The organism is Peterkaempfera podocarpi, from assembly GCF_042466665.1.
In the GTDB taxonomy this organism is placed as follows: domain Bacteria; phylum Actinomycetota; class Actinomycetes; order Streptomycetales; family Streptomycetaceae; genus Peterkaempfera; species Peterkaempfera podocarpi.
Window position 1 is genome coordinate 5848049 of record NZ_CP162102.1, and the last position, 25607, is coordinate 5873655.

At 73.3% G+C, this 25607-nt stretch carries 23 protein-coding genes and 1 pseudogene; 12 read left to right on the forward strand and 12 right to left on the reverse strand.

Annotated elements, in window-relative coordinates:
- The first annotated feature begins 119 nt into the window (after window positions 1–119).
- From AB0761_RS25700 to AB0761_RS25710, 3 genes and pseudogenes are all read left to right on the forward strand, one after another.
- Window positions 120–811, forward strand: a pseudogene (locus tag AB0761_RS25700) (TerB family tellurite resistance protein).
- 247 nt (window positions 812–1058) lie between these two features.
- Window positions 1059–1805, forward strand: a complete 747-nt coding sequence (gene recO / locus AB0761_RS25705) for a DNA repair protein RecO (protein ID WP_377271512.1) — start codon at window positions 1059–1061, stop codon at window positions 1803–1805.
- A gap of 3 nt (window positions 1806–1808) precedes the next feature.
- The gene (locus AB0761_RS25710) at window positions 1809–2639 is read left to right on the forward strand and encodes an isoprenyl transferase (RefSeq protein WP_377271513.1); all 831 of its coding nucleotides are present in this window, start codon (window positions 1809–1811) and stop codon (window positions 2637–2639) included.
- 62 nt (window positions 2640–2701) lie between these two features.
- Here AB0761_RS25710 and AB0761_RS25715 read toward each other — a convergent pair whose 3' ends face one another.
- The 4 genes from AB0761_RS25715 to AB0761_RS25730 are packed head-to-tail and all read right to left on the reverse strand — an operon-like array spanning window position 2702 to window position 5863.
- Window positions 2702–3109 carry a Fur family transcriptional regulator gene (locus tag AB0761_RS25715; RefSeq protein ID WP_377271514.1) on the reverse strand — a complete coding sequence of 136 codons (408 nt, stop codon included), beginning with the start codon at window positions 3107–3109 and terminating at the stop codon, window positions 2702–2704.
- Between the two features lie 35 nt (window positions 3110–3144).
- Window positions 3145–4095 carry a metal ABC transporter permease gene (locus AB0761_RS25720; protein WP_377271515.1) on the reverse strand — a complete coding sequence of 317 codons (951 nt, stop codon included), beginning with the start codon at window positions 4093–4095 and terminating at the stop codon, window positions 3145–3147.
- Window positions 4092–4919: a metal ABC transporter ATP-binding protein gene (locus tag AB0761_RS25725; protein WP_377271516.1), complete on the reverse strand. Its 828-nt coding sequence runs from the start codon at window positions 4917–4919 to the stop codon at window positions 4092–4094. The genes AB0761_RS25720 and AB0761_RS25725 overlap by 4 nt, the downstream gene beginning before the upstream one ends.
- Window positions 4916–5863 (reverse strand): metal ABC transporter substrate-binding protein, encoded by a 948-nt coding sequence (locus AB0761_RS25730; protein ID WP_377271517.1) that lies wholly within the window; start codon window positions 5861–5863, stop codon window positions 4916–4918. Before AB0761_RS25730 ends, AB0761_RS25725 begins: the two co-directional genes overlap by 4 nt.
- A gap of 188 nt (window positions 5864–6051) precedes the next feature.
- On the opposite strand from AB0761_RS25730, the gene AB0761_RS25735 reads away from it, so the two are divergent.
- Window positions 6052–7434, forward strand: coding sequence for a glycine--tRNA ligase (locus AB0761_RS25735; RefSeq protein WP_377271518.1), 1383 nt, complete (start codon window positions 6052–6054; stop codon window positions 7432–7434).
- Between the two features lie 146 nt (window positions 7435–7580).
- Here AB0761_RS25735 and AB0761_RS25740 read toward each other — a convergent pair whose 3' ends face one another.
- Window positions 7581–8948: a hypothetical protein gene (locus AB0761_RS25740; protein WP_377271519.1), complete on the reverse strand. Its 1368-nt coding sequence runs from the start codon at window positions 8946–8948 to the stop codon at window positions 7581–7583.
- Window positions 8949–9362: 414 nt separating this feature from the next.
- On the opposite strand from AB0761_RS25740, the gene AB0761_RS25745 reads away from it, so the two are divergent.
- From AB0761_RS25745 to AB0761_RS25775, 7 genes are all read left to right on the forward strand, one after another.
- Window positions 9363–9686, forward strand: a complete 324-nt coding sequence (locus AB0761_RS25745) for a type VII secretion target (protein WP_377271520.1) — start codon at window positions 9363–9365, stop codon at window positions 9684–9686.
- A gap of 10 nt (window positions 9687–9696) precedes the next feature.
- Window positions 9697–10830, forward strand: coding sequence for a WXG100 family type VII secretion target (locus AB0761_RS25750; RefSeq protein ID WP_377271521.1), 1134 nt, complete (start codon window positions 9697–9699; stop codon window positions 10828–10830).
- On the forward strand, window positions 10827–11099 hold the full coding sequence (locus AB0761_RS25755; RefSeq protein ID WP_377271522.1) for a hypothetical protein: 273 nt from the start codon (window positions 10827–10829) through the stop codon (window positions 11097–11099). Before AB0761_RS25750 ends, AB0761_RS25755 begins: the two co-directional genes overlap by 4 nt.
- 293 nt (window positions 11100–11392) lie before the next feature.
- The gene (locus AB0761_RS25760) at window positions 11393–11875 is read left to right on the forward strand and encodes an NADAR family protein (RefSeq protein WP_377274323.1); all 483 of its coding nucleotides are present in this window, start codon (window positions 11393–11395) and stop codon (window positions 11873–11875) included.
- Window positions 11876–12043: 168 nt separating this feature from the next.
- Window positions 12044–13219, forward strand: coding sequence for a tRNA dihydrouridine synthase DusB (gene dusB, locus AB0761_RS25765; RefSeq protein WP_377271523.1), 1176 nt, complete (start codon window positions 12044–12046; stop codon window positions 13217–13219).
- Window positions 13220–13668: 449 nt separating this feature from the next.
- Complete coding sequence (gene ppdK, locus AB0761_RS25770; protein ID WP_377271524.1) at window positions 13669–16386, forward strand: pyruvate, phosphate dikinase; 2718 nt, start codon at window positions 13669–13671, stop codon at window positions 16384–16386.
- A 241-nt stretch (window positions 16387–16627) separates the two neighbouring features.
- Window positions 16628–19069: a HelD family protein gene (locus AB0761_RS25775; protein WP_377271525.1), complete on the forward strand. Its 2442-nt coding sequence runs from the start codon at window positions 16628–16630 to the stop codon at window positions 19067–19069.
- A 44-nt stretch (window positions 19070–19113) separates the two neighbouring features.
- Here AB0761_RS25775 and AB0761_RS25780 read toward each other — a convergent pair whose 3' ends face one another.
- The 6 genes from AB0761_RS25780 to AB0761_RS25805 all read right to left on the reverse strand — a co-directional run bounded on the left by AB0761_RS25780 (window position 19114) and on the right by AB0761_RS25805 (window position 23888).
- On the reverse strand, window positions 19114–20370 hold the full coding sequence (locus AB0761_RS25780) for an ATP-binding protein (RefSeq protein ID WP_377271526.1): 1257 nt from the start codon (window positions 20368–20370) through the stop codon (window positions 19114–19116).
- On the reverse strand, window positions 20367–21077 hold the full coding sequence (locus tag AB0761_RS25785) for a response regulator (protein WP_377274324.1): 711 nt from the start codon (window positions 21075–21077) through the stop codon (window positions 20367–20369). The genes AB0761_RS25780 and AB0761_RS25785 overlap by 4 nt, the downstream gene beginning before the upstream one ends.
- A 71-nt stretch (window positions 21078–21148) precedes the next feature.
- Window positions 21149–21997: a hypothetical protein gene (locus tag AB0761_RS25790; protein WP_377271527.1), complete on the reverse strand. Its 849-nt coding sequence runs from the start codon at window positions 21995–21997 to the stop codon at window positions 21149–21151.
- Window positions 21998–22144: 147 nt separating this feature from the next.
- Window positions 22145–22771, reverse strand: coding sequence for a class F sortase (locus AB0761_RS25795; protein ID WP_377271528.1), 627 nt, complete (start codon window positions 22769–22771; stop codon window positions 22145–22147).
- Window positions 22772–22817: 46 nt separating this feature from the next.
- A complete protein-coding gene (locus AB0761_RS25800; RefSeq protein WP_377271529.1) occupies window positions 22818–23225 on the reverse strand; it encodes a sortase-dependent protein in 408 nt (135 codons plus the stop codon).
- Between the two features lie 192 nt (window positions 23226–23417).
- Window positions 23418–23888 carry a nitroreductase family deazaflavin-dependent oxidoreductase gene (locus AB0761_RS25805; protein ID WP_377271530.1) on the reverse strand — a complete coding sequence of 157 codons (471 nt, stop codon included), beginning with the start codon at window positions 23886–23888 and terminating at the stop codon, window positions 23418–23420.
- 136 nt (window positions 23889–24024) lie between these two features.
- On the opposite strand from AB0761_RS25805, the gene AB0761_RS25810 reads away from it, so the two are divergent.
- Window positions 24025–24720, forward strand: coding sequence for a TetR/AcrR family transcriptional regulator (locus AB0761_RS25810; protein ID WP_377271531.1), 696 nt, complete (start codon window positions 24025–24027; stop codon window positions 24718–24720).
- Window positions 24721–24767: 47 nt separating this feature from the next.
- Here the strand turns inward: AB0761_RS25810 and AB0761_RS25815 are convergent, their stop codons facing one another.
- Complete coding sequence (locus AB0761_RS25815) at window positions 24768–25562, reverse strand: methyltransferase domain-containing protein (RefSeq protein WP_377271532.1); 795 nt, start codon at window positions 25560–25562, stop codon at window positions 24768–24770.
- Window positions 25563–25607 lie beyond the last annotated feature (45 nt).

The window sequence follows — 25607 nt, forward strand, 5'->3', positions numbered from 1 at the left end:
TGGCAGCATCGATCCAACCGACACCGGGGTCGGTGGGACGCCCCTGAAGAGTGCTCGGTTGCGTGACCTCGCCCGTGGGTTTCGGGCAGGGCCGTCGGCTGTGACAGGGGAGTGCGCCTGTGACGCGTCTGTGGGGTGTCCGCCCGTCGTGGCGGACGGAGGTCCTGGGTGAGTTCTTCTGCCCCGGCTGCGGTGGGGACCGCAATTACCGGCGGCAACAGGGCCGCCGCTGGCTTCGGGTGCTGGGCGCGCCCGTACTGCCCATGGGCCTGGTCGGCACCAGTGTGCAGTGCACCGCGTGCCGCAGCCGCTACGCCGCCTCCGCGCTGGAGCGGCCCACCTGCACCAAGCTCTCCGGCATGCTCCGCGACGCGCAGTACACCATCGCGCTGGCCGTGCTGGCCGCCGGCGGCACCGGAAACCGCCTCACCAGGGAGGCCGCCTGCGGGGTGACGAGGCAGGCTTCGAGGACTGCGGGGAGGCCCAGGTGCTGGCCGCCCTCGCGGCGCTCTCCGGCATCGGCTCCGCCGACCCCGCACCGGGCGGCGACAGCCCGCTGGACGAGGTGTACGGCGGGATCGGCAGCGGCCTGGCCATCGAACTGCATGCCGCGCTGGAGCCGCTGGCCCCGCATCTGGCTCCGCAGGGCCTGGAGCGGCTGCTGCTGCAGGGCGCCTGGATCGCGCTGGCCGACGGCCCCTACCGCCCCGCCGAGCGGGACGCCCTGGCGGCCGTCGGGCACTGCCTGGCACTCGCGTCGGACCAGATCGACGAACTGCTGACCGTCGCCGCCCGGACCCCGCACCCCTAGGGGTCCGTGACTCAGGTCACCAGGTGCACAGGACGGGCCCGCGTCCCCCTCCCGGGCCTGCCCGGTCCCGCACCGGCGCGGGCGCCCGCCCAGCGGCCTGCGGCGCCCCCGGTGCGGGACTCAGGGACTCCGGCCCCGGGCGTCCCGCGCGGGGCCGTCCCGCACCGTACCGACGCAGGCCCGTGCGGGGCCGCCGCGGGATGCGGGAGAATGGCCTCATGCCGGACAACCTCCCCGCCGCCACCGGATGAGCCTCTACCGGGACGACGGCATCGTGCTGCGCACCCAGAAGCTGGGCGAGGCAGACCGCATCATCACGCTGCTCACCCGCCACCACGGGCGGGTCCGCTCGGTCGCCCGCGGGGTGCGGCGCACCAAGTCCAAGTTCGGTGCCAGGCTGGAGCCGTTCTCCCACGTCGATGTGCAGTTCTTCGCCCGCGGCAGCGATCTGGTGGGGCGCAGCCTGCCGCTCTGCACCCAGGTGGAGACCATCTCCCCGTACGGGGGCCCGATCGTCGCCGACTACGGCCGCTACACCGCCGGTACGGCCATGCTGGAGACCGCCGAGCGCTTCACCGAGAACGAGGGCGAGCCGGCCGTCCAGCAGTATCTGCTGCTGGTCGGCGCACTGCGGACGCTGGCTGCCGGCGACCATGAGCCGCATCTGGTGCTGGATGCCTTCCTGCTGCGTTCGCTCGCGGTCAACGGCTACGGCGCGACCTTCGACGACTGCGCCAAGTGCGGCATGGAGGGGCCGAACCGATTCTTCTCCCTGCAGGCCGGCGGGGTGCTCTGCGGCGACTGCCGTGTGCCCGGCAGTGCCGTACCCTCCCCTGAGACACTGGAACTGCTCGGCGCGCTGCTCTCCGGTGACTGGGAGACGGCGGACGCCTGTGAGCCGCGGTTCTGCCGCGAGGGCAGCGGCCTGGTCGCCGCCTATCTGCAGTGGCACCTGGAGCGGGGCCTCCGTTCCCTGAGATACGTGGAGAAGTAGGCGATGGCAGCACGACGGCTCTTCGGTGGCGGGCGGCAGCGACAGTATCTGCCGCCCAGCCCGCACCCCAGCGGCGCCCAGCCGCCGAAGATCCCCGGCGAGCTGGTGCCGGGCCACGTCGCCATCGTGATGGACGGCAACGGCCGCTGGGCCAAGGAGCGCGGACTGCCCCGCACCGAGGGCCACAAGGTCGGCGAGGCCGTGGTGCTGGACGTCCTGAAGGGCTGCATCGAGCTCGGCGTGAAGAACCTCTCGCTGTACGCCTTCTCCACCGAGAACTGGAAGCGGTCGCCCGAGGAGGTGCGCTTCCTGATGAACTTCAACCGCGATGTCATCCACCGCCGCCGCGACGAGATGGACGCCATGGGCGTCCGGGTGCGCTGGGCCGGGCGGATGCCCAAGCTGTGGAAGAGCGTGGTGCAGGAGCTCCAGGTCGCCGAGGAGATGACCAGGGAGAACGACCTGGTCACCCTGTACATGTGCGTCAACTACGGCGGGCGCGCCGAGATCGCCGACGCCGCGGCGGCGCTGGCGGCGGATGTGGCCGCGGGCAGGCTGGACCCGGAGAAGGTCAATGAGAAGACCTTCGCCCGCTACCTCTACCACCGCGACATGCCGGACGTGGACCTCTTCCTGCGCCCCAGCGGTGAGCAGCGGACCTCCAACTTCCTGCTCTGGCAGTCGGCCTACGCCGAGTTCGTCTTCCAGGACGTCCTCTGGCCGGACTTCGACCGCCGCGACCTGTGGCGGGCCTGTGAGCAGTACGCGATGCGCGACCGCCGCTTCGGCGGAGCCATCCCCAATGACCTGCCCACCCAGACGCAACAGCACTGAGGCCGCGGATACCGAAGGGGCCCGGGAGGCGACCGCCTCCCGGGCCCCTTCCGTGCACCGGACTACGGGTTGACGCAGTCCGCGCAGGTACCGAAGATCTCCAGGGTGTGCGCGATGTCCGAGAAGCCGTGCTCCGCCGCCACCGCGTCCGCCCAGCGCTCCACCGCGGGTCCCTCGACCTCCACCGTGCGACCGCAGCCGCGGCACACCAGATGGTGGTGGTGCCCGCTGCTGCACCGCCGGTAGACGGCCTCGCCGTCGGCGGTGCGCAGCACGTCCACCTCGCCCGAGTCGGCGAGCGACTGCAGGGTGCGGTAGACGGTGGTGAGGCCCACCGAGTCGCCCTTGTGCTTCAGCAGGTCGTGGAGTTCCTGGGCGCTGCGGAAGTCCTGGATCTCGTCAAGGGCGGCGGACACGGCGGCGCGCTGCCGGGTCGACCGGGCACGCGGCGACGGGCTGGCGGTGGTCACCGTGAGTCCTCCTTGGTCGGGGTTTCTGTCAGGGTTCATTGTGCCAGCGATGTGCCCGGCGTCAGGCGCTGCTCGTCATCCGGGGCGGCGCCCGTGGTGCCGGTTTCACTGCGCGGTGCGGGCAGCAGCAGCTCGCCGGCCGAGGGGTCCGCCGCGGCGGTACCGGCGCCGTGGCGCCGCCTGGCGAGCGGGACGGCCAGCAGCCCGATCAGACCGAAGAGGACCATGGCCAGCACCACGATGGTCGGGCCGGGCGGCAGGTCCTGGTAGTACGAGGCCGTGGTGCCGCCCAGCGACACCACCACGCCGATGCCCACGGCCAGCATCTGGGTGGCGGCGAAGGACCGGGTGACCTGCTGTGCGGCGGCCACCGGCACCACCATCAGTGCGCTGACCAGCAGCAGTCCGACCACCCGCATGGCCACGGTGACGGTGACGGCCGCGGTGACGGCGAGCAGCAGATTGAGCAGCCGCACCGGCAGCCCGGTGACCCGGGCGAACTCCTCGTCCTGGCAGACCGCGAAGAGCTGCCGCCGCAGGCCCACGGTGATGGCGACGACCAGGACGGCCAGCACCACCACGGTGACGATGTCGCTCGCCGAGACGGTGAGGATGGAGCCCCACAAGTAGGTGGTGAGGTTGGCCATCGAGCCGTTGGGGGCGAGCTTGATGATCAGCGCGCCGCCGGCCATACCGCCGTAGAACAGCATCGCCAGGGCGATGTCGCCGCGGGTGCGGCCGCGTTCGCGGATCAGCTCCATCACCACGGCGCCGGCGCCGGCGACCAGGGTGGCCATCCAGACCGGGCTGGTGTTCAGCAGAAAGCCCAGCGAGACACCGGTGAGGGCGACATGGCCGATGCCGTCGCCCATGATCGCCTGGCCGCGCTGCACCAGATAGAGGCCGACAGCGGGGGCGGTGATCCCGATCAGTACGGCGGCGAGCAGTGCCCGCTGCATGAAGTCGGTGGTGAGCATCTCGGTCATGGCAGCAGCCCCGGGGCGGTCGTACGCGGGCGGTGGTGGTCGTCGGCCGCGTGGGGGTGGCAGCCCTGCCCGGTCAGAAGATCGGGGTCGTGGCCCGGCAGCGCGTGCTGGCCGGCCGTGGGCGGCTGGGGGTACCCCCGCCCGGAGGGTGGGGGAGGGCCGTCCTGGGCCACGCAGCCGTCGCGCAGCACCACGGCACGGTCGATCAGCGGCTCCAGCGGGCCGAGTTCATGGAGCACCAGCAGCACGGCGGCGCCGCGCTCCACCTCCTGCCGCAGGGTCCGGGCCAGCACCTGCTGGCTGGCCAGGTCCACCCCGGCCATCGGCTCGTCCATGATCAGCAGATCGGGCTCGCCCACCATGGCGCGGGCGATCAGCACCCGCTGCTGCTGGCCGCCGGAGAGATCGGCCACGCCGTCGGCGGCCCGGTCCAGCATTCCCACCGCGGAGAGCGCCCGGTCCACGGCCTCGCGGTCGCGGCGGCGCAGCGGCAGCAGTCCGTGCCGGGAGAGCCGCCCGGCGGAGACCACCTCCCGCACACTGGCCGGCACCCCGCTCGCGGCGGTGGTGCGCTGCGGTACGTAGCCGATGCGGTGCCAGTGGCGGAACCGGGCGTAGGGGGTGCCGAACAGCTCCAGGGTGCCGCGCTGCAGCGGCACCGAGCCGACCACGGTGCGTACGGTGGTGGACTTGCCGGAGCCGTTGGCGCCGAGCAGGGCGACCACCTCGCCGGGCTGCACGGTGAGGTCCACGCCGCGCAGCACCGGGCGGCCGCCCAGGGAGGCGACGGCGCCGCGCAGGGAGATCGCGGTGGCGGTGGTCATCGGGCGGCTCCAAAGGATGCTTCGAGGTTCTCCAGGTTCTGCCGCTGGATGGAGAAGTAGTCCTGCTCGCCGGGGTGGGCGACGCCCTCGATCGGGTCGAGCACCGCGGTTTTCAGATGGAGGTCGGAGGCCAGCGTCCTGGCGAGTTTGGGGCTGGTGAGCGTCTCGAAGAAGACAGTGCTGACACCGTGCGCGCGGGCCTGCCGCTGGATCTCGGACAGCCGGGCCGGGCTGGGCTCGGACTCGGGGTCCACTCCGTTGACGGCGACCTGGGTGACGTCGTAGCGGTCGGCGAGGTATCCGAAGGCGGCGTGGCTGGTGACGAACTCCCTGCCCTTGTAGGGGGCGAGGCCGGAGCGGAACTCGCGGTCCAGCGTGGCGAGCCGGTCCACCAGGCCGTCGGTGTTCCGCCGGTAGTCGGCGGCGTGGCCGGGGTCCGCCTTGGCAAGCGCGGTGCCGACGCCCTTGGCCACCGCGGCGTAGCGGGTGGGGTCCAGCCAGATGTGGGGGTCTCCGGTGGTCCCGCCGCCGGGCTCCCCGCCGGCTGCGCCGTCCTCGTCGAGATGGTGGTCGACCAGTGGCGAGAAGTCGGCCGCCTGGACGACGGGGCCGCGGCCGAACTGTGCGACGGCGTCGTCGACGGCGGGTTGCAGCCCCTTGAGGTAGACGACCAGCCCGGCCTTCTCCACGGCGGCGATCTGACGGGGGGAGAGCTCCAGGTCGTGCGGCTCCACGCCGGGTGAGGTGAGGTCGGTCACCGAGACATGGCTGCCGCCGATCTGTTCGGCCAGGTACTCCAGGGGATAGAAGGACGCCACCACGCCGAGTCTGCCGCCGCCGCCGCTGCTGCCGGCCGAGGTGCTGCTCCCGCTGCCGCAGGCGGCGAGGGTCAGCGCGACGGTGGCGGCTATACCCAGGGAGAGGACGGCGGATCGATGGCTCATGACAACCATTCTCATTTGAAGTGGAAACGATTGTCAATTCTCAGCTGTTCGGACGATCCACCCGCCGTAGCGGGGAACGGATTTGAAACCGCTCCGGCCGGGGCCGGTAACCTGAGGTATTCGGTCGTGCCGCTCTGCGGCACCCTCCCCGAGTCCCTTGACCGCGTCGTCGTACTGAAGAGAGCACTGTGGCCGCCGACAAGATCGACACGATCGTCAGCCTGAGCAAGCGCCGTGGCTTCGTCTACCCCTGCAGCGAGATCTACGGCGGTCAGCGGGCCGCCTGGGACTACGGGCCACTGGGCGTCGAGCTCAAGGAGAACATCAAGCGGCAGTGGTGGCGTGCCATGGTCACCGGCCGCGAGGATGTGGTGGGTATCGACTCGTCGGTGATCCTCGCCCGCGAGGTGTGGGAGGCCTCCGGCCACGTCGCCACCTTCAACGACCCGCTCACCGAGTGCCTCTCCTGCCACAAGCGGTTCCGCGCGGACCACTTGGAGGAGGCGTACGAGGCCAAGCACGGCCATGTCCCGGCCGGCGGCCTCGCCGACGTCAACTGCCCCAACTGCGGCAACAAGGGCTCCTTCACCGAGCCCAAGCAGTTCTCCGGCATGCTCAAGACCCACCTGGGCGTGACCGAGGACGCCTCCGGCCTGGCCTACCTGCGCCCGGAGACCGCCCAGGGCATCTTCGTCAACTTCAAGGCCGTCCAGCAGACCTCGCGCAAGAAGCCGCCGTTCGGCATCGCCCAGACCGGTAAGTCCTTCCGCAACGAGATCACCCCCGGCAACTTCATCTTCCGCACCCGCGAGTTCGAGCAGATGGAGATGGAGTTCTTCGTCAAGCCGGGCGAGGACGAGCAGTGGCACGAGTACTGGCTCCAGGAGCGCTGGAACTGGTACACCGGCCTCGGCATCAACCCGGACAACATGCGCTTCTTCGAGCACCCCAAGGAGAAGCTGTCCCACTACGCCAAGCGCACCGTGGACATCGAGTACCGCTTCAACTTCGGCGGCCAGGAGTTCTCGGAGCTGGAGGGCATCGCCAACCGCACCGACTACGACCTGTCGGTGCACGCCGAGCACTCCGGCCAGGACCTCAAGTACTTCGACCAGGAGTCCGGCGAGCGCTGGTACCCCTATGTCATCGAGCCCGCGGCCGGCCTCAACCGCGCCATGCTGGCCTTCCTCCTCGACGCCTACTTCGAGGACGAGGCGCCCAACGCCAAGGGCGTCATGGAGAAGCGGGTCGGCATGCGCCTCGACCCTCGCCTCGCCCCGGTGAAGGTCGCCGTGCTGCCGCTCTCCCGCAACACCGACCTCTCCCCGAAGGCCCGCGGCCTGGCCGCCGACCTCCGCCAGGCCTGGAACGTCGAGTTCGACGACGCCGGTGCCATCGGCAAGCGCTACCGCCGCCAGGACGAGATCGGCACCCCGTTCTGCGTCACCGTCGACTTCGACACCCTCGAGGACAACGCCGTGACGGTCCGCGAGCGCGACACCATGGCCCAGGAGCGCGTCTCCCTGGACCAGGTCAAGTCCTACCTCGCCGCCCGCCTGATCGGCTGCTGACACCGGCCGGCCGAGGCCCGGCACCAGGGGCGCCCCACCGGACCACCGGTGGGGCGCCCCTGTGCATCCGCCGCAGCGGAGCCGGGCCGGCGAACACTCCGTGCCGGGGCGGCGCGGCCCCGTGCTGCCGCGGGTTCAACCGGACGTCAGCTTCTGCGGCGGCCCAGCCGGGACCGGGTCGAGGCGTCGGCCTGCAGGGGCAGTCCGGCCAGGCGCAGCGCGGCAGCGATGTCCCGCCGCCGCTCCGGCGCCGCCTCCTCTGCCGCGGCCAGCAGCCGGGCGTACGGGCCCGGGTCGCCCCCGGACGCCAGCTGGGCACCCAGTTCCGCCAGATCCGAGGCCTGCCGCCCGCGCACCGCGGCCCCCAGCAGCAACTCGTACTCGTCCGCCCTCCCCGCCCCGGCCAGCGCGGTCACCAGCGCCGCGACCTCGGCCGGGCTGCGGCTGGACGCCTGCCCCAGCAGGCTCCGCAGATCCGCCGCGCGGCCCGCGTGCGCCAGGGCCGCCGCCAGCGCGGCGACATCGTCCGGCGGTGCCGAGGCCGACTCCCAGAGCAGCGTTGCCGCGTCGGCGGCCTGCCCGGTCTGCTCCAGCGCGTCGAACAGCGGCACCAGCCGGTCCGCCGTCCACGACCACAGCTGGTGGAACAGCTCCTGGGACTCCTCCATCAGCTCGGCCCGCCGCAGCAGCGCCAGGACCAGCGCGACATGCCCCGCCGGGCCGCGGGCGGCCGAGCGGGCCAGGCAGCGGGCCGAACCGGGCGGCCCCTGGGCCCGCAGCCGGGTCGCCAGCAAGGCCACCTGGTCCGGCGCCAGGGCCAGCGAGGCCTCGACGACGGTGGCCACCGCCTCCTGGCTCCGCCCGGCGGCGTGCAGCCGTGACACCTGGGACGTCAGCGCGGCCAGGTCCACAAAGGGCCCGGGACCGGCCGGAGGGGCGACGGCCGGCTGGGGGTCCCGCGGGGGAGCGGACCGGCCGGGCCGCCCGTCCGGCGCGGACGGCGGCCCGGGATCCGGCTCCGAACCGCCGTGTGCGCCGCCGAAGCGGGCCCCGACCGGTGCACCGGACCGCCTCCCGGGCGGTGCGGTGTCCGGCGGCGGTGCGGCCGCCGGAGTCTCCCCGCCCGTCGGCATCCCGCCGTGACGGGCACTGCCGCGGGTCCGCACCCGCGCCCGCCCGGCGTGGACGCCCTGCCCGCCGTCCGGCCCGGGGTCGGGCTGAACCGGGGTGACCGCCGTCCAGCGGGCGTGCTCCTCCGCCTCGAGCAACTGCTCGCTGAGCCTTCGGCACTCGGTGCCCAGCTGCTCCCGGTACGCCCGCGCCTGCGCCAGCTGCTGCACCATGGCCCGGTCCTGGGCGGGCGACGGGGTGGCGTAGCCGTGCTCGGCCGGCCTCAGCCCGGCGGCGAGCCGCCGCTCCCGCTGCACCGCGTACTGGCGCGCCCTCAGCAGCTCGTCGAGCTGCGTGCGCAACTCGTCGACCCGCATCGGATCCGATCCCCGGTCAACCGCCATGGTGCGACCTCCTGCCGGAACGCTTTCGCGGTCCGCCCCCTCGTCAGCTGCCCCCCGACCGGGCGTGGCCACTGCCTCGGCTCGCGTCCGACCGGTCACCCGGGTCATGGCCGGTGGCCATCCTGCCCCGCACAGACGGCGGGCAGGTTACGCGGATGCTTCCATCAGCTTTCGCGGCTCCGCACGGTGACCGGCCGCGCGGAAACAGACCAACCGTCAGATCGGGTCGGGGGCACCCTACGCCCGTCGGGCACCCTCCGGTTCCCGTCCCCGGCCCGGCCGCCGCACCACTCGGCAAAAAGTCGGTCTGGTTCCCGTGCAGGTCGCGTATCGACCCAGGTCGGGACGGTCACCGGCTGGCAGGCTCACCACGGGGGGACGGCAGCGACACAGCATATGAACGGGGACAGCACGGTGAGTGGGCACTTCCGCGTCGAGCCGGCGGCTCTGACGGACCTGGCAGGCACCTTTGAACGCGAGTCGGCGGACCTGGCCCGGCAGATCGACGCATTCTCGGCCGGCGCCTCCCGTATCGGGCAGGCCTTCGGGCTGCTCGGTGCGTGCGACGGGGCGATGTCCAAGTACACGGACCTGCTGAACGGCACCGTCAGGGCACTCGGCCAACTGAGCCAGGTGCTGGAGAGCGACGGTCAGCGGCTGCGCGTCAACGCGGAGAACTACGCCGCGGCGGACCAGGCCGCGGGCGCACACGTCCACTCCGTCGCGCACGCTCTCTGAGGGGCCCGCCATGAGCATCAACGGCTGGATAGACGGCAAGGTCCTGAAGATCCTCCAGGCCTGCGGCGTGGAGCTGCCGGGCGGCGACGGCGACACCCTGCGCTCGATCGCGGACTCCTGGGACGGGATGGGCGACGAACTGCGCGACTACGAGCGGGTGCTGGACACCGCCGTCCGCAACGTCGACGAGCAGGGCTGGTCGGGCGACGCCCGGCAGGCGTTCGAGCGGCACTGGCAGCAGCAGCGGCAGGCCATGGACCAGGCCGCCGGCAATTTCCACCAGGTGGCGCAGGGGCTGCGGGCCTATGCGGACGAGATCGACCAGATCAATGAGTCCATCATCGACATCTGTGTGCAGATCGCGGAGATGGAGGTGGCCGGTGTGGCGCTCTCCTTCGTCACCGCGGGCATCTCCGACCTCGTCGCCAACACCGCGGTGGCCGCCAAGGTCGCCAAGGTCGTCGACCTGGTGCGGCTCTTCACCACGGCGGCCGAGAAGGTGGCCGCACTGCTGGAGAGGTTCGCGGGTCTCGCCGAGGAGACGGCAGCGACCCTGGAGAAGGTCCTGACGACCGTGGCCAGATTCGGCGCGAAGTTCGCCAAGACGGGCCTGGAGAGCTTCGCCACCAACTTCGCCGCCGACTCGGGCAGCATGATGCTCAACCAGGCACTGAACGGGCAGCCGGTGACCGTCGGCGCCGACCTCGGCACCGCGGGCAAGGAGGCCCTCGGCACGGCTGTCTTCACGGCGGGCGGTGCCTCACTGGCGGAGGGCGCCGGGCTGACCGGCGGGCTGGGCCGGATCCTCAGCGGTGAGGGCCGGGTCGGCACCACCGTCAACGGTGCCCTGGGCAATATCTCGGGCGGGCTCACAGCCGACCTGATGAACGACCAGAGCGGCTCCACCATCTGGCAGGACGCCCTGACCAACGCCGCGACCGGCGCCCTGGGCAATGCGGCCGCGGACGCCCACACCAGCCACCTGGAGGAGCACGGCAGCCTGGGCGGAGAGCACCTCAGCGAACGCGGCAGGCTCGCCGACGCCGGGTACAAGGACGGCTTCAGCACCGGCCTCAACACGGCTGTCTATGCTGCGGGGGCCGGGATCGAAGCCGATCTCCAGAATCTCGCCGAGGACAAGTGAACGTGCACCGGACCATGGATCTCGCGGGCGTCGCCCACAACAACCCCGATCACCCGGGAAGCTGGACCACCGTCCTCTGGGCGGTCGTGGGGCTGGTCGGCTGCGGGGTGCTGGGCACCGGGGTGACCCTGCTGGTCGCGACGGCGCGTGCGAGTGGCGGGTCCGGCGGTGTCCAGCGCGGACGGCTGGCGGCGCTGGGCACGGCCTTCCTGGCCGCCGGCCTGGCGGTCGCCGTCCTCGGCTTCGCCCTCGTGGTCAGGACCCACTAGGGGTCGTCGCCCTGGGCCCCGACCGGCCCCCCGGGTATCGGGCCCCCCGGGTATCCGGCACCCCGGGTATCCGGCATCCCGCGCCGGGTACCCGGGGCCGGGTGGGACCGGCGCGACTGTCGGAGGCGGCTGGCAGGATCGCCCTCATGACCGCCTCGACGCAGCCGCAACCGGCCCGGCCCACCGAGTCCGACGAATCCGCCGAGCCCAACGAGCCCACTGAGCCCGCAGACACCCGCAGCCGCGCGGAGCTGGCAGCCGTCACGGCCGCCGGGGTGCAGCCGAAGTATCTGATGTTCTGGGGGCACCGGCCGCAGCGGGACGGCAGCGTGGGCGCCGGCTGTCTCAGCCAGTGGTGGCAGTCCCCGTTCACGGTGGAGGGTGTGGAGTACGCCTCCGCCGAGCACTGGATGATGGCCGCCAAGGCCAGGCTGTTCGAGGACGAGGCGGTGCTCGGGCGGATCCTCTCCGCAGCCACCCCGGCCGAGGCCAAGAAGCTGGGCCGGCTGGTGCGGGGGTTCGACGGCGCGGCCTGGGAGCGTGAGCGGTTCGGGCTGGTGGTGGCGGGCAATGTCGCCAAGTTCGGTCAGGACCGTGATCTCTGCGGGTATCTGCTGGGCACCGGCCGCCGGGTGCTGGTGGAGGCCAGTCCGATGGACCGGGTGTGGGGCATCGGCCTGGCCGCCGACGACGAGCGGGCGGCCGATCCGGCCCGGTGGCGTGGTCTCAATCTGCTGGGTTTCGCGCTGATGGAGGCGCGCGCCCTGCTTGCTTGAGCAGCGGTTGAGCAGCGGTTGAGCAGCGGTTGAGCAGCGGCCGGGCGGCGGCTCGGCGGCGGCGGACGGGCGGGGCGCTCCGCATGGGCGGCACACCCTGCGGCCCGGTGTGCGGGTGGGGGACAATGGGGGTTCACCGCTCGCCGCAGACCCCCGAGGAACGCCCGTATGACCGCCGTCGCAGAGCCCGCAGCCACCGCGCCCGAGAGTGCCTTCGCACCGCTGCGGGTGGGGCCGATGCAGGTCTGGCCGCCGGTGGTGCTGGCGCCGATGGCGGGGATCACCAATGCGCCGTTCCGTACGCTCTGCCGGGAGCAGAGCGCGGGCCGCGGGCTGTTCGTCAGCGAGATGATCACCACCAGGGCGCTGGTGGAGCGGGACCGCAAGACCATGCGGCTGATCCGCTTCGACCCCAGCGAGCAGCCCCGCTCCATCCAGCTCTACGGGGTGGACCCGGAGACGGTGGGCCGGGCGGTGCGGATGATCGCCGACGAGGACCTGGCCGATCATGTGGACCTCAACTTCGGCTGCCCCGTCCCCAAGGTGACCCGCAAGGGCGGCGGCTCGGCGCTGCCGTACAAGCGGAACCTGCTGCGGGACATCCTGCGGCAGGCGGTGGGCAACGCCGGTGCGCTGCCGGTGACGATCAAGATGCGCAAGGGCATCGACGACGACCACCTCACCTATCTGGACGCCGGGCGGATCGCCTCCGAGGAGGGGGTGGCGGCGGTCGCGCTGCACGGACGGACGGCGACCCAGCACTACGGCGGCACCGCCGACTGGTCGGCGATCGCCAGGCTGCGGGAGGCGGTCCCGGCGGACATCCCGGTGCTGGGCAACGGCGACATCTGGTCGGCGGACGACGCCCTGCGGATGATGCGGGAGACCGGCTGCGACGGTGTGGTGGTGGGCCGTGGCTGCCTGGGGCGGCCATGGCTCTTCCGCGACCTGGTGTCGGTCTTCGAGGGGGAGGCGGACTACCAGCGCCCCTCGTTCCGCGAGGTGGCGGCGGTGATGGTGCGCCACGCCGACCTGCTGGGCCGGTGGATCGGCGACGAGGCCCGCGGCGTGATCGACTTCCGCAAGCATGTGGCCTGGTACACCAAGGGCTTCTCGGTGGGGTCGGAGATGCGGGTGAAGCTGGCGGGCGCCTCCTCGCTGGGCGAGCTGGAGGGGCTGCTGGGCTCCCTCGACCTGGAGCAGCCCTGGCCGGAGGGTGCCGACGGTCCGCGCGGCCGCACCACCGGGGAGCGCCGGGTGGTGCTGCCGGAGGGCTGGCTCAACGACCCGTACGACTGCGCGGTGCCCGGCGCCGACGCAGAGCTGGACACGTCGGGCGGCTGAGGCCTGTCCGCCCGGCTCCGCACCGGGCGTCGGGCGTACGCCAGTTGAGACGGCGCCCGTGACGCTTGACACATGCCCCCGCCGTTGACGGCCGCCTGGCGCCGGCGGGGCCGTGCGGTGGCGCGGATCGCTTCCCGAACGGGGTCCCGGCGGATCCGGGCGGCTGTCTCCAGATAATCAATGCCGAGTGGCACGGAGTGCCACCCCGTGTCACGATGGGTCCGCGGATGTGATCATCGCGTGTCCCTGGCTTCGACATCTGAACGCTCGCTAACGTCAAGGGGACGATTTCACAAACGCAGGCGATGGAGCCCTGAAGGCATGGATGTGCCGGGTCCGGCCCCCTGCCGATGCGTCGACGGCATATCCGTTGCGCTGAGAAGCCTTCGAAATGGGTATGTTCTCCGCCGTCAGGGCAACCGTGCGACCCGTGCGCGAGGAGATCACCCGTGCCGAAATTCGTCTACTCCTTCACCGAGGGAAACAAGGACCTCAAGGATCTTCTCGGCGGCAAGGGAGCGAACCTCGCCGAGATGACCAACCTCGGACTGCCCGTCCCTCCGGGCTTCACCATCACCACCGAGGCGTGCAAGGTCTACCTGGGGTCCGGCAGCGAGCCCGCCGGCCTGCGCGACGAGGTGAGTGCGCACCTCGAAGCACTTGAGCAGACCATGGGCAAGCAGCTGGGCCAGGCCGACGACCCGCTGCTGGTCTCGGTGCGCTCCGGCGCCAAGTTCTCCATGCCGGGCATGATGGACACCGTCCTCAACATCGGCCTGTCCGACGCCTCGGTGGCCGGACTCGCCGCCCAGTCCGGCAATGAGCGCTTCGCCTGGGACTCCTACCGCCGCCTTGTGCAGATGTTCGGCAAGACGGTCCTCGGTGTGGACGGCGACCTCTTCGAGGAGGCGCTGGACGAGGCCAAGCGGGCCAAGGGCACCGTCAACGACCTCGACCTGGACGCGGCCGACCTGCGGGAGCTGGTGGACCACTTCAAGTCCATCGTCCGGGGTGAGACCGGCCGCGAGTTCCCCCAGGACCCCCGGGAGCAGATGGACCTCGCCGTCCATGCGGTCTTCGACTCCTGGAACAGCGACCGGGCCAGGCTCTACCGCCGGCAGGAGCGCATCCCCAACGATCTGGCCACCGCGGTCAACATCTGCTCCATGGTCTTCGGCAACCTCGGCTCCGACTCGGGCACCGGTGTCGCCTTCACCCGCGACCCCTCCACCGGCACCCAGGGTGTCTACGGCGACTACCTGCAGAACGCCCAGGGCGAGGACGTGGTCGCGGGCATCCGCAACACCGTGCCGCTGGCCGAGCTGGAGACGCTGGACAAGGCGTCGTACGACCAGCTGATGCAGATCATGGAGACCCTGGAGAACCACTACCGGGACCTCTGCGACATCGAGTTCACCATTGAGCGCGGCAAGCTGTGGATGCTGCAGACCCGGGTCGGCAAGCGCACCGCCGCGGCCGCGTTCCGGATCGCCGTCCAGCTGGTCGACCAGGGGCTGATCGACCTGGACGAGGCGCTGCACCGGGTCAACGGCGCCCAGCTGGCGCAGCTGATGTTCCCGCGCTTCGCGGAGGAACGCCCCGCTCAGGGGACGAAGGGGCCGGAGCGGGTGGCCTGGGGCATCGCCGCCTCGCCAGGCGCCGCCGTCGGCAAGGCGGTCTTCGACTCCTACACCGCCGTCAAGTGGTCGCGCTCCGGGGAGAAGGTCATCCTGGTCCGCCGCGAGACCAACCCCGACGACCTGGACGGCATGATCGCCGCCGAGGGCATCCTCACCTCCCGCGGCGGCAAGACCTCGCACGCCGCGGTGGTCGCCCGCGGCATGGGCAAGACCTGTGTCTGCGGCGCCGAGGAGCTGGAGGTCGACACCAAGAAGCGGCGCTTCGCCACCGCCGACGGCCAGGTCGTCGAGGAGGGCGACCTGATCTCCATCGACGGCTCCACGGGCAGGGTCTACCTGGGCGAGGTCCCGGTGGTCCCCTCCCCGGTGGTGGAGTACTTCGAGGGCACCCTGCACGCCGGCGCGGACGAGGAGGGCGGCCTGGTGCAGGCCGTGCACCGGCTGATGGCGCACGCCGACGTACGCCGCAAGCTGCGGGTGCGGGCCAACGCCGACAACGCCGACGACGCCTCCCGCGCCCGCCGCTACGGCGCCCAGGGCATCGGGCTCTGCCGCACCGAGCACATGTTCCTCGGCGAGGAGCGGCGCAAGGAGGTCGAGCAGCTGATCCTGGCCGACACCGAGGCCGAGCGGGAGTCGGCGCTGCGCACCCTGCTGCCGATGCAGAAGGGCGACTTCGTGGAGCTCTTCCAGGCCATGGACGGGCTGCCGGTCACCGTACGGCTGCTGGACCCGCCGCTGCACGAGTTCCTGCCCGACATCACCGAGCTGTCGGTACGGGTCGCCCTCGCCGAGGCGCGCAAGGACCACAACGAGAACGACCTGCGGCTGCTCCAGGCGGTGCACCGGCTCCATGAGCAGAACCCGATGCTCGGCCTGCGCGGTGTACGCCTCGGGCTGGTCATCCCCGGGCTGTTCTCCATGCAGGTCCGCGCCATCGCCGAGGCCGCCGCGGAGCGGAAGCGGTCAGGTGGCGACCCCCGGCCGGAGATCATGATCCCGCTGGTGGGCACCGTCCAGGAGCTGGAGATCGTCCGCGAGGACGCGGAGAAGGTGCTGGCCGAGGTCAGGGCCGCCACCGGGGTCGAGCTGGACATCGCCCTGGGCACCATGATCGAGTTGCCCAGGGCAGCGGTCACCGCCGCGCAGATCGCCGAGGCCGCCGAGTTCTTCTCCTTCGGGACCAACGACCTCACCCAGACGGTCTGGGGCTTCAGCCGTGACGACGTCGAGGCCTCCTTCTTCACCGCCTACCTGGAGAAGGGCATCTTCGGGGTCTCCCCGTTCGAGACCATCGACCGCGACGGCGTCGGCTCCCTGGTCCGCCAGGCCGCCGAGGCCGGCCGGGCCACCCGCCCCGGTCTCAAGCTGGGCGTCTGCGGCGAGCACGGCGGTGACCCGGACTCGGTCCACTTCTTCCACGAGGTGGGGCTGGACTACGTCTCCTGCTCCCCCTTCCGGATCCCGGTGGCACGGCTGGAGGCAGGCCGCGCCGCCATAGAGACGGCGGGCAGCGACTCGCGCTGACACCACGCAGCGCGGGCGCCGTCCCGCACCGTGCGACGGAGCTCGGCGCAGGAGATTCCGCCGCACGGAAGCCCCGGGGCGGGGCCGGACAATGGCGTCCGGTCCCGCCCCGGCGGCATTCGGCAGGCCGTCGGGTCACCCTGCCGACCGGGGCAGGAAGGGGTGACCGCGTCCGGGGCGTAACACGCGGGCGGCCCGGGGCGATACCCCCGCCGGACATCCCCGACCCCCAGGAGCAGCCTTGCCCTCCTCCCTGCCGCCCGCCCCTGAGAAGTCCGAACTCGAGAAGTCCGAACTCGACCTGGAGCAGGCCCGGCTGGATGTGCTCTACCAACGGATGGACCTCCGCAGACAACAGGCCGCGGCGGAGCTGGCCGCAGCGCTCCGGGACTCCGGCGGCACCGCACAGGCCCGGCTGGAGCGCGGCGTCGCGGTGCACCGGCTGAGCAGCGAGGTCGCCCGGTACGACGCCGTGGAGCAGGGACTGTGCTTCGGGCGGGTCGACCTTTTGGACGGCACCCGGCGCTACCTCGGCCGGATCGGCCTGCGTGCGGCGGACGCGGAGGCCGAACCGCTGCTCATCGACTGGCGCGCACCCGCGGCCAGGCCCTTCTACACGGCCACCGCAGCCGCACCGCAGGGGCTGCGGCTGCGCCGCAACCTGCGCACCCGGGACCGTCGGGTGACCCAGGTCGACGACGAGTGGCTGGACGGGGCCGCCCCCGACCCCGGGGAGGTCCGGCTGGTCGGCGAGGCAGCCCTGCTGGCCGCACTCGGCGCCGAGCGGACCGGACGGATGCGCACCGCGGTGGCCACCCTCCAGACCGAACAGGACCGGATCATCCGCGCCCCGCGCACCGGCGTCCTGGTGGTGCAGGGCGGCCCCGGTACCGGCAAGACGGTGGTCGCCCTGCACCGGGCCGCCTATCTGCTGTACACCCATCCGCGCCTGGACGAGCGGGGCGTGCTGGTGGTGGGCCCCAACCCGGTGTTCCTCAGGTACATCAGCCAGGTGCTGCCCGGCCTGGGGGAGACCGGTGTGCTGCTCTCCACCGTGGGCGAGCTCCTGCCCGGCCTGGTGGCCGACCGGCGGGATCCCGCTCCGGTGGCGGAGATCAAGGGGAGGCTGGTGATGGCCGAGGTGCTGGACACGGCGGTGCGGCAGCGGCAGGCCGCGGGGGACGGGCCGGTGGAGGCGGCGGTCGGCGGGGAACGGCTGCTGCTGGAGCGGGAGTTCCTGGAGCGCGCGGTGGCGCAGGCCACAGCGGGCCGGCTGCCGCACAACCTGGCCCGGCCGCTCTTCCGCCGCGCCGTCGTCGGTGAGCTGGCCCGCCGCCTCGCCGGGGTCATCGCCGAGCTGGAGGACCGTATCGAGGCCGATCTGGCCGGACGGATCGACACCGCCGCGCTGGACCGGGCCGCCGCCGAGGACCTGGCCGGCCTCTTCGGCGACGGCGAGCCCGAGACGGACCGGGAAGCCGAGGCGTCCGAGGAGTTCGCCGAGGCACAGGCCCACTGGCTGGAGGCGCTGCCCCGCGACCCGGCGGTGCGGCGGCTGCTGGACCGGCTGTGGCCGGCGCTGACACCGTACCGGCTGCTGGAGGAGCTGTTCGCCGACCCCGACCGCCTGGCCGCCGCCGCTCCGCAGCTCACCCCGGCGGAACGCGGACTGCTGCTCCGCCGGGCGGGCAGCGGCTGGACGGAGTCCGACGTACCGCTGCTGGACGAGGCGGCCGAGCTGCTCGGCCACGACGACCGCGCGGCCGAGCTGCGGCGGGCCCGGGAGCGGGCCGAGGAGATCGAGTACGCCCAGGGTGTGCTGGACATCGCCCGTGGTTCGCGTTCCCTGGGGGACGAGGACCCGGACCGGGCCGAACAGCTCGGCGGCGCCGACGTGGTGGGCGCCGAGCAGCTCGCCGGACGGCATCAGCAGGCGGATCTGCGTACCGTCGCCGAGCGCGCCGCGGCAGACCGGACCTGGGTCTTCGGGCATGTGATCGTCGACGAGGCGCAGGAGCTCTCCCCGATGGCCTGGCGGCTGCTGGTACGGCGCTGCCCGACCCGGTCCTTCACCGTGGTGGGGGACATCGCCCAGACCGGCGAGGCGGCCGGCCCGGCCTCCTGGGCCGAGGCGCTGACACCGTTCTTCGGGGACCGCTGGCGGCTGGAGCGGCTGACCGTCAACTACCGCACACCGGCGGAGATCATAGCCGCGTCGGATCCGGTGCTGGCGGCGATCCGTCCCGAGTCCGAGCCGGCGCGGGCGGTGCGCAGCAGCGGTGTCGCACCCCGGTGCGAGCAGGTCCGCCGGGCGGCCTTCCCGGCCCGACTGGCCGCGCTGGCGGCCGAGGAGGCGGCGCAGACCGGGGCCGGGCGGCTGGCGGTGATCGTCCCGGAGGCGGGGCTGCCGCGGCTGGCCGAGGCGGTGCGCACCACCGTCCCTGAGGCTGTGTGGGGAGCGGAGCCGGATCTGGAGCGCCCGGTGGCCGTGCTGACGCCGCGTCAGGCCAAGGGGCTGGAGTTCGACTCGGTGCTGCTCGCCGACCCGGCGGCGGTGCTGGCCGCCTCCCCGCGCGGCCTCAACGACCTGTATGTCGCCCTGACCCGCTCCAGCCGGCGGCTCACGGTGCTGCTCCCCGGGCCCGCCCCGGAGCTGCTGGCGCATCTGCTGCCGACGCCCTGAAGCACGGCCCGGCCCGGGGCCTCCCGGCGGAGGGCGCCCGGTGCTCAGCCGTCCGCCGGGTCGTCCTCCGACCGGTCGTGCCGCTGCGCCGGCAGACGCAGCACGGTGAGGGCCCCGCCGCCGGGGGCGCGGGCGTACTCCAGGGCCACGCCCAGCGCCTCGGCGTGGCCCTGGGCGATGGTGAGCCCCAGCCCGTGCCCGTGGCCGCGCTCCCTGGCCCCGGTGCGGAACCGCTGCGGCCCGTCCCTCAGCAGCGGCTCCGGATAGCCCGGCCCGTGGTCGCGGACGGTGACCACGGGGCCGGACGCGGCAGCCTCCACGGTGACCTCCACCGGCGGTGCGCCGTGCCGGTGGGAGTTGACCACCAGGTTGGACAGCACCCGGTCCAGTCGCCGCGGGTCGGTGGTGACCGCGGTGTCGGAGACGATCCGCACCCGGACGCCGTCCAGCCCGGTGGCGCCGACGATCCGCTGCACGGTGTCGCCCAGCCGCAGCTCCACCAGCTCGGGCGCGGCCGCCCGGGCGTCCAGCCGGGACACCTCCAGCAGGTCCTCCACCAGGCGGTGCAGGGCCCGCACCCGGTCCCGCACCAGCTGGGTCGGCCGGCCCGGCGGCAGCAGCTCGGCGGCGGTCACCAGGCCGGTCAGCGGGGTGCGCAGCTCATGAGCGACATCGGCGGTGAACCGCTGCTCGCTGCGCAGCCGCTGCTGGAGCGCCGCGGACATGGAGTCGACCGCGGCGGCCAACTCGGTGACCTCGTCGCGGGTCCGCCCGAGCGGTCCGATGCGGGCGGTGAAGTCTCCGGAGGCGATGGTGCGGGCGCTGCGCGCGGCGGTGCGCAGCCGGCTGCTGATCCGGTCGGCGACCAGGATGCCGGCGAGCACGGTGACAAAGACCGCCGCGGCGACCGAGACCAGGATGGCCCGGTCCAGGGCGGCGATGGCCTGCTCGTCCTCGGTGTAGTCGACCCGTACGGAGAGCACCCTGCCGCCCGTGCCGGCCGCAGCCCACATGGCGGTGCCGTGCGGACCCGGGCCGAGCATCGATCCGCGGTGGCCCTGCCGGGCGAGGCTGCGCAGCGAGGCGGGCAGGTCGGCGGCGTCCTGGGCGCTGTTGGGGCCGGCCAGCTCGCCGGTGCGGTCGTAGAGGTCCAGCAGGGCGTCCAGGGCGGTCTCGGCGGTCTTGCGGGCCTGGTCGGTGTGCTGGCGTACGGAGGCCTGGTGGACCAGCAGCCCGACGGAGAGCGCGACCAGGCAGGAGATGGCCGCGACGGTGGCGGCGATCTGGCGGCGGAGGGTCACCGGGGGCGCCTCAGCTTGTAGCCGAAGCCGCGGATGGTCTCGATCCGGTCGGCGCCGATCTTCGCCCGCAGCCGCTGCACATGGACGTCCACCACCCGGCTGTCGGCGCCCCAGCCGTAGTCCCAGACGCGCTCCAGCAGCGTCTGGCGCTCCAGCACCACGCCCGGGGCGGCGGTGAACTCCAGCAGCAGCCGGAACTCGGTGGGGGTGAGCGGCACCCGCCGTCCGTCGGCCTTGACCTCCATGCCCTCGGTGTCCACCTCCAGTCCGGCGATCAGCCGCACCGGGCGCGGCTGCGGCCCGTCCGGCTGCGGCTCCTCCGCCTCGGGCGCGGCCGCGGGAGCGGCGCCGGCCGGGGTCGGCGCGCTCTCCTGGGCGGCGGCCGGGGGCGGGGGGACGGCGCGGGTGCGGCGGAGCACGGTGCGGATCCGCGCCACTAGCACGGCGCTCTCGAAGGGCTTGACGATGTAGTCGTCGGCGCCGGCCTCCAGGCCGGAGACCACATCGACGGGCTCGGTGCGGGCGGACATCATCAGGATGGGCAGCTGGCTCTCCTCGCGGATCCTGCGGCACAGGCCCACACCGTCCAGCAGCGGCAGCATCACATCCAGCAGCAGGACGTCGGGACGGTCGGCACGGAAGCGCTCCAGCCCCTCCAGTCCGTCGCCGGCCGTGGTGACGGGGAAGCCGTAGCGCTCCAGCGCCATCCGGGTGGCCTCGCGGATCACCTCGTCGTCCTCGACCAGCAGGATGCGCGGCTGGGCGGGCCGGGCGGCGGTCACCGGGTCACCGGCCGGGCGGCGGCGGTCCGGGTAGGCAGAGCGGTCGGCCGGGCCGTGGGCACGGGACCGCCGCCGACGGCGCCTCCTCCGCTGTCCGCGGGCCGGCTTCCCCCGGTCACGCCGGACATGGGGCCGGGGACGGGTGTGGGCGCGGCGGTGGCCGCCGGGGTCGGGGCACAGGCCAGGGCGTCGACGCTGGATCCGGGGCCGGTGGCCTTGATCTGACGGGTGGTGAAGGCGAGCCGGCTGCCGTCCCACCGGTAGCGGCTGCTGGTCTCCAGGGACGCCGTGGTCGGCTCCTGCACGACCAGGTCCGCGCCCACCGTGTCCGCCGTGAAGTGCGGGGAGAGCGGCAGCAGGTCGAGGACGGGTACGACCTTGTCCCCGTGCAGGGAGTAGACGTGCAGCGAGGCACGGTCGCCCGCGGTGACCAGGGAGGTGATCAGCTCGGGGCGGCCGTCGCCGGTCAGGTCGCGGTACCGCGCCGGGCGTACGTCGCAGGACCGGCAGCCCTGGAGTGCCGCCCGCTCGTCCCGTTCCAGGGCCGGATCCCGCTCCAGGACCTTGGCCGCGGAAACCGCGCGGATGTCCCCGGACGGGACGGTGACGCCCGGGACCGGCTGGGGCGAGGCCTGGCGCACCGGGGCGGTGGCGGCGGGCGCGGCCGAGGCCTCGGTGTCCGGCCAGAGTGCCAGCGGGGTGGGGTGCGAGGCGATGGCGCGGGTCCGGCCGTCGTCGTGCAGCCCCCCGGGGGCGCCGCAGCCGGCGGCGGCCAGCGTGCAGGCCACCGCGAGGGCCGCCGCAGCCGTGATCCGCCGCCAGGCCGTGCGGGCGTGTGTCCTCACCGTGGTGTCACCTTTCGTACCCGGACATGCAGTACCCGGACATGCAGTACCGGGATATGCAGTACCGGGACATGTCGTACTGGGGCGCCCCCGCGGTGTGCACGGGCCCCCTTCCGCAGACTAGAGCCTGCCCGGACGGCGTCCGGCTCAGGACCGGGGGGCGACCAGCTCGGCGAAGACGATGATGTTGTCCGTCCAGTGGCCCCCGGCCCCCAGGGTGCCGCCGCAGGTGATCAGCCTCAGCTCCGGGCCCTTGGTGTCGCCGTACACCAGGTCGGTGGGGAAGCCGGTCTTCGGGTACTGCAGCAGCCGGCTGACCCGGAAGGCGGCGGTGGTCCCGTCCGCACGGCGGATGCTGATGCGGTCGCCCGGACGGAGCGACGGCAGCCGCTGGAAGACCGCGGGGCCGTGCACGGTGTCGTAGTGGCCGACCAGCACGGCCGGTCCCACCTCGCCGGGGGTGGGGCCGTTGCGGTACCAGCCGACCTGGTCGGCGTGGTCCGCGGACGGGACCTCCAGGGTGCCGTCCGGATTGAGACCCAGATCCCGGACGGGGGCGTCCACGCCGGCCGCGGGGATGCTCAGCCTGGTCGGCCGGGACGCGGCCAGGCTGAACGGCCTGCTGCCGCGGTGGGGCGGGCTGCTGCTGTGCGCCGGTGCGGCCGCGCCGCCCCCGGGGGCCGAGGTGCCGGCGGCGATCCGTACCGTCGGCCGCTCGGCGGCCCGGTCGATCAGTCCGGCGCCCAGCCCCAGGAGCAGCAGGCCGGCCGCCACGGCCGGCACCCGGGAGGGGTGCCGGCCGCGGCGGTGCCGGCGTTGCTCAGCCCTGCGCACCGGCACGGCGGCGCAGCACGGCGAAGCCCAGAGCGGCGGCGCCCGCGGCGGCGATCCCCGCCCCGCCGACCATCATCGTGGTGGAGGGGCCGGAGTCGCCCTGGCCGGCCTGGGCGGCGCCCCGGGGCACGGTGCGGACCTGACCGTTGCCGGAGCCGGAATCCGCCCGGGTGGGGACGGGCGAGGGCACGGCGGTCCGGGTCCCGCCGGTGGCGCCGCCGGAGCCTGCCCGGGTGGGGACCGGCGAGGGGGCGGCGCCGCCCGAGGTGCCGGCGGCGGGGGAGGGGGTGGGGGAGGCCGAGGCCGCGGCGGCCGGGGCGAGCAGGATGCCGGTGGCGGCGAAGCCGGCCACTGCCAGCGGCAGGACGGAGCGGGAGGCCTTGCGAGGAGCCATGTGTCGATCCCCTGGTGTGCGCCCCTGACCCGGATGGTCGGGGACTGGCACCGCTGACGCTAGGAGCGGCTCGTCTCGGCCACCGGTAGGAGTTGTCACGGCCACCCGTCGGCTCCGTAACAGAATCCGCCGGCTGTGCGGCGCGCTACGGCTGGGGCCGCCCGGCGGGCCCGCGGGTCCGCGCAGGACCGTTCAGTGGGCCGACTCGACCCGGAAGACCGGGTAGCCCGGGGCGATGCCGAGGAGCTCGGCGTCGGAGGCGTCCGGGCCGACGCCGTCGAAGAACATCCCGACCTCGAACTTCCAGCGCTTGAGGTAGGCCCGCAGCACCTCGGGCTTGTCGCTGTCGGCCAGCTCCACCGCCCGGAACTCCTCGGCGCGCCGGCCGATCCGCAGCTCCCCGCCGCCCGAGACCCGGATGTTGCGCACCCACTGGGTGTGGCCGCGCGGCGCGACCAGATAGCGCTGTCCCTGGTAGGTGAGGAGGTTGACCGGGGTGGTGCGCCACTCGCCGCTCTTACGGCCCCGCACCGCCAGCACCCGGGAGCCCCAGATGCTCAGTCCGGCCTTGGTCAGGGCGGCCACGACGCGGTTGAAGAGCTGGTCGGTGAGACCGCCGGGCTTGACGTAGCGGGTGGGCTCGGGGGCGGTGGCGTCGGACATGGCGGGCTCCTCCGTTGAATTCCGAGAGCGGTGCTCTCGTTTTCGTCTGCCATGACTGTCGCACCGGCGCGGAGTCGCTGTCAAGAGCAGTGCTCTCGTTTGTGTGCGGCGCTTCCTTCCGTGGCAGAATGACCCCATGGCTGCGATCCGAACCGCCCGGCAGCGGGCCCGCGAGGAACTGACCTTGGAGATCAAGGAGGAGGCCCGCCGACAGCTCGCCGCGGAGGGGGCCCAGCGGCTCTCGCTGCGTGCCGTCGCCCGCGAGCTGGGCATGGTCTCCTCGGCGCTCTACCGCTACTTCCCCAGCCGCGACGACCTGCTGACCGCGCTGATCATCGACGCCTACAACGCCTTGGGGGAGCGCGCCGAGTCCGCGGTCGCCACCGCACCCGAGGCCGACGCCCGGGCGCGCTGGCGGGCGCTCTGCCATGCCGTACGGGACTGGGCCGGCGCCAACCCCCATGAGTACGCCCTGGTCTACGGCACCCCCGTGCCCGGCTACCAGGCACCCCGGGCCACGGTCGAGCCGGCGGCCAGGGTCGCGCTGGTGCTGGTCGCCGTCATGTGCGGCGCGCCGCCCGCCGAGCGGCCGCAGGGCCGTATCCCCACCGGGGAGCTGGCCGAGCAGCTCGGCTCGCTCGCCGCGCAGATCGCCCCGGAACTGGACGCGGCCGTGCTGGCCCGTGCCCTCATCGCCTGGACCCAGCTCTTCGGTATGGTCAGCTTCGAGCTCTTCGGCCATCTGGTCGGCTCCGCCGATCCGGCCGGGCCGTTCTTCGCCCAGGCCGTGGAGGAGATGGCCGACTTCCTCGGACTGCCCGCATCGCCCTGAGCAGCCCCCCGCCCGGGCAGGGGCAGAGGCGGATCAGCCGGGACAGGTCAGGGCCGGCGTCCCCACGCGGAGACCATGGGCGAGGTGGCCAGGTCCAGCCGGCCCGCCTCGACGCTCGCCAGATGCCGGTCGATCTCCTCGTCGGTGGCCAGCCCCGCCGCCACCAGCCGGGCGCGGACCTGCCGCACGGTGGCCGCCTCCAGAAGGTCGCCCGCCGGGGACGCGATCGGGAAGAAGGCGTCCGCGGCCACGTCCACCAGCCCCGCCTCACGCAGCAGCCGGGGCAGCCGCCGCCCGTAGGCCAGATCGGCGCCGCGCTCGGCCAGCAGCTTGCGGAAACCGTGGCGCAGCCGGTTGGCCAGCTGCTGCTCGGGCCCGTACTCGTCCGGGCAGATGAGCGGCTGCATGGCCGGGTCGGCGTCCTCCAGCAGCAGGACGCCCCCGGGCCGCAGCGACTCCACCATGGTGCGCAGGGCCCGCTCCCGGTCGGCGACATGGACCAGCACCAGTCGGGCGTGCACCAGGTCGAACTGCTCCTGCGGCGGGTCGTCCACGGCGACGTCGTGCCGCCGTACCTCCACCACCGGCCCGGCGGCCTCCCGGGTCCAGGAGACGTCGATGTCCGTCGCCAGCACCCTGCCGGTCCCGCCGACCTGCCCGGCCAGCCACCGCACCACCGACGGCCCGCCCGCACCCACCTCCCAGCAGTGCCGGCCGGGCCCGATGCCCAAGTCGGCCAGATGGCGGAAGGTGGAGGCGTCGAAGAGCTCCGCCAGCGCGTCAAAACGCTCTCCGGCCTCGGCCTGCTGGTTGTCCAGGAGATAGCCCTCGTCGTGCGCCATGGCTCCGATGGTCGCATCCGGGCCGGAATTCGGATGAAGCGGGGG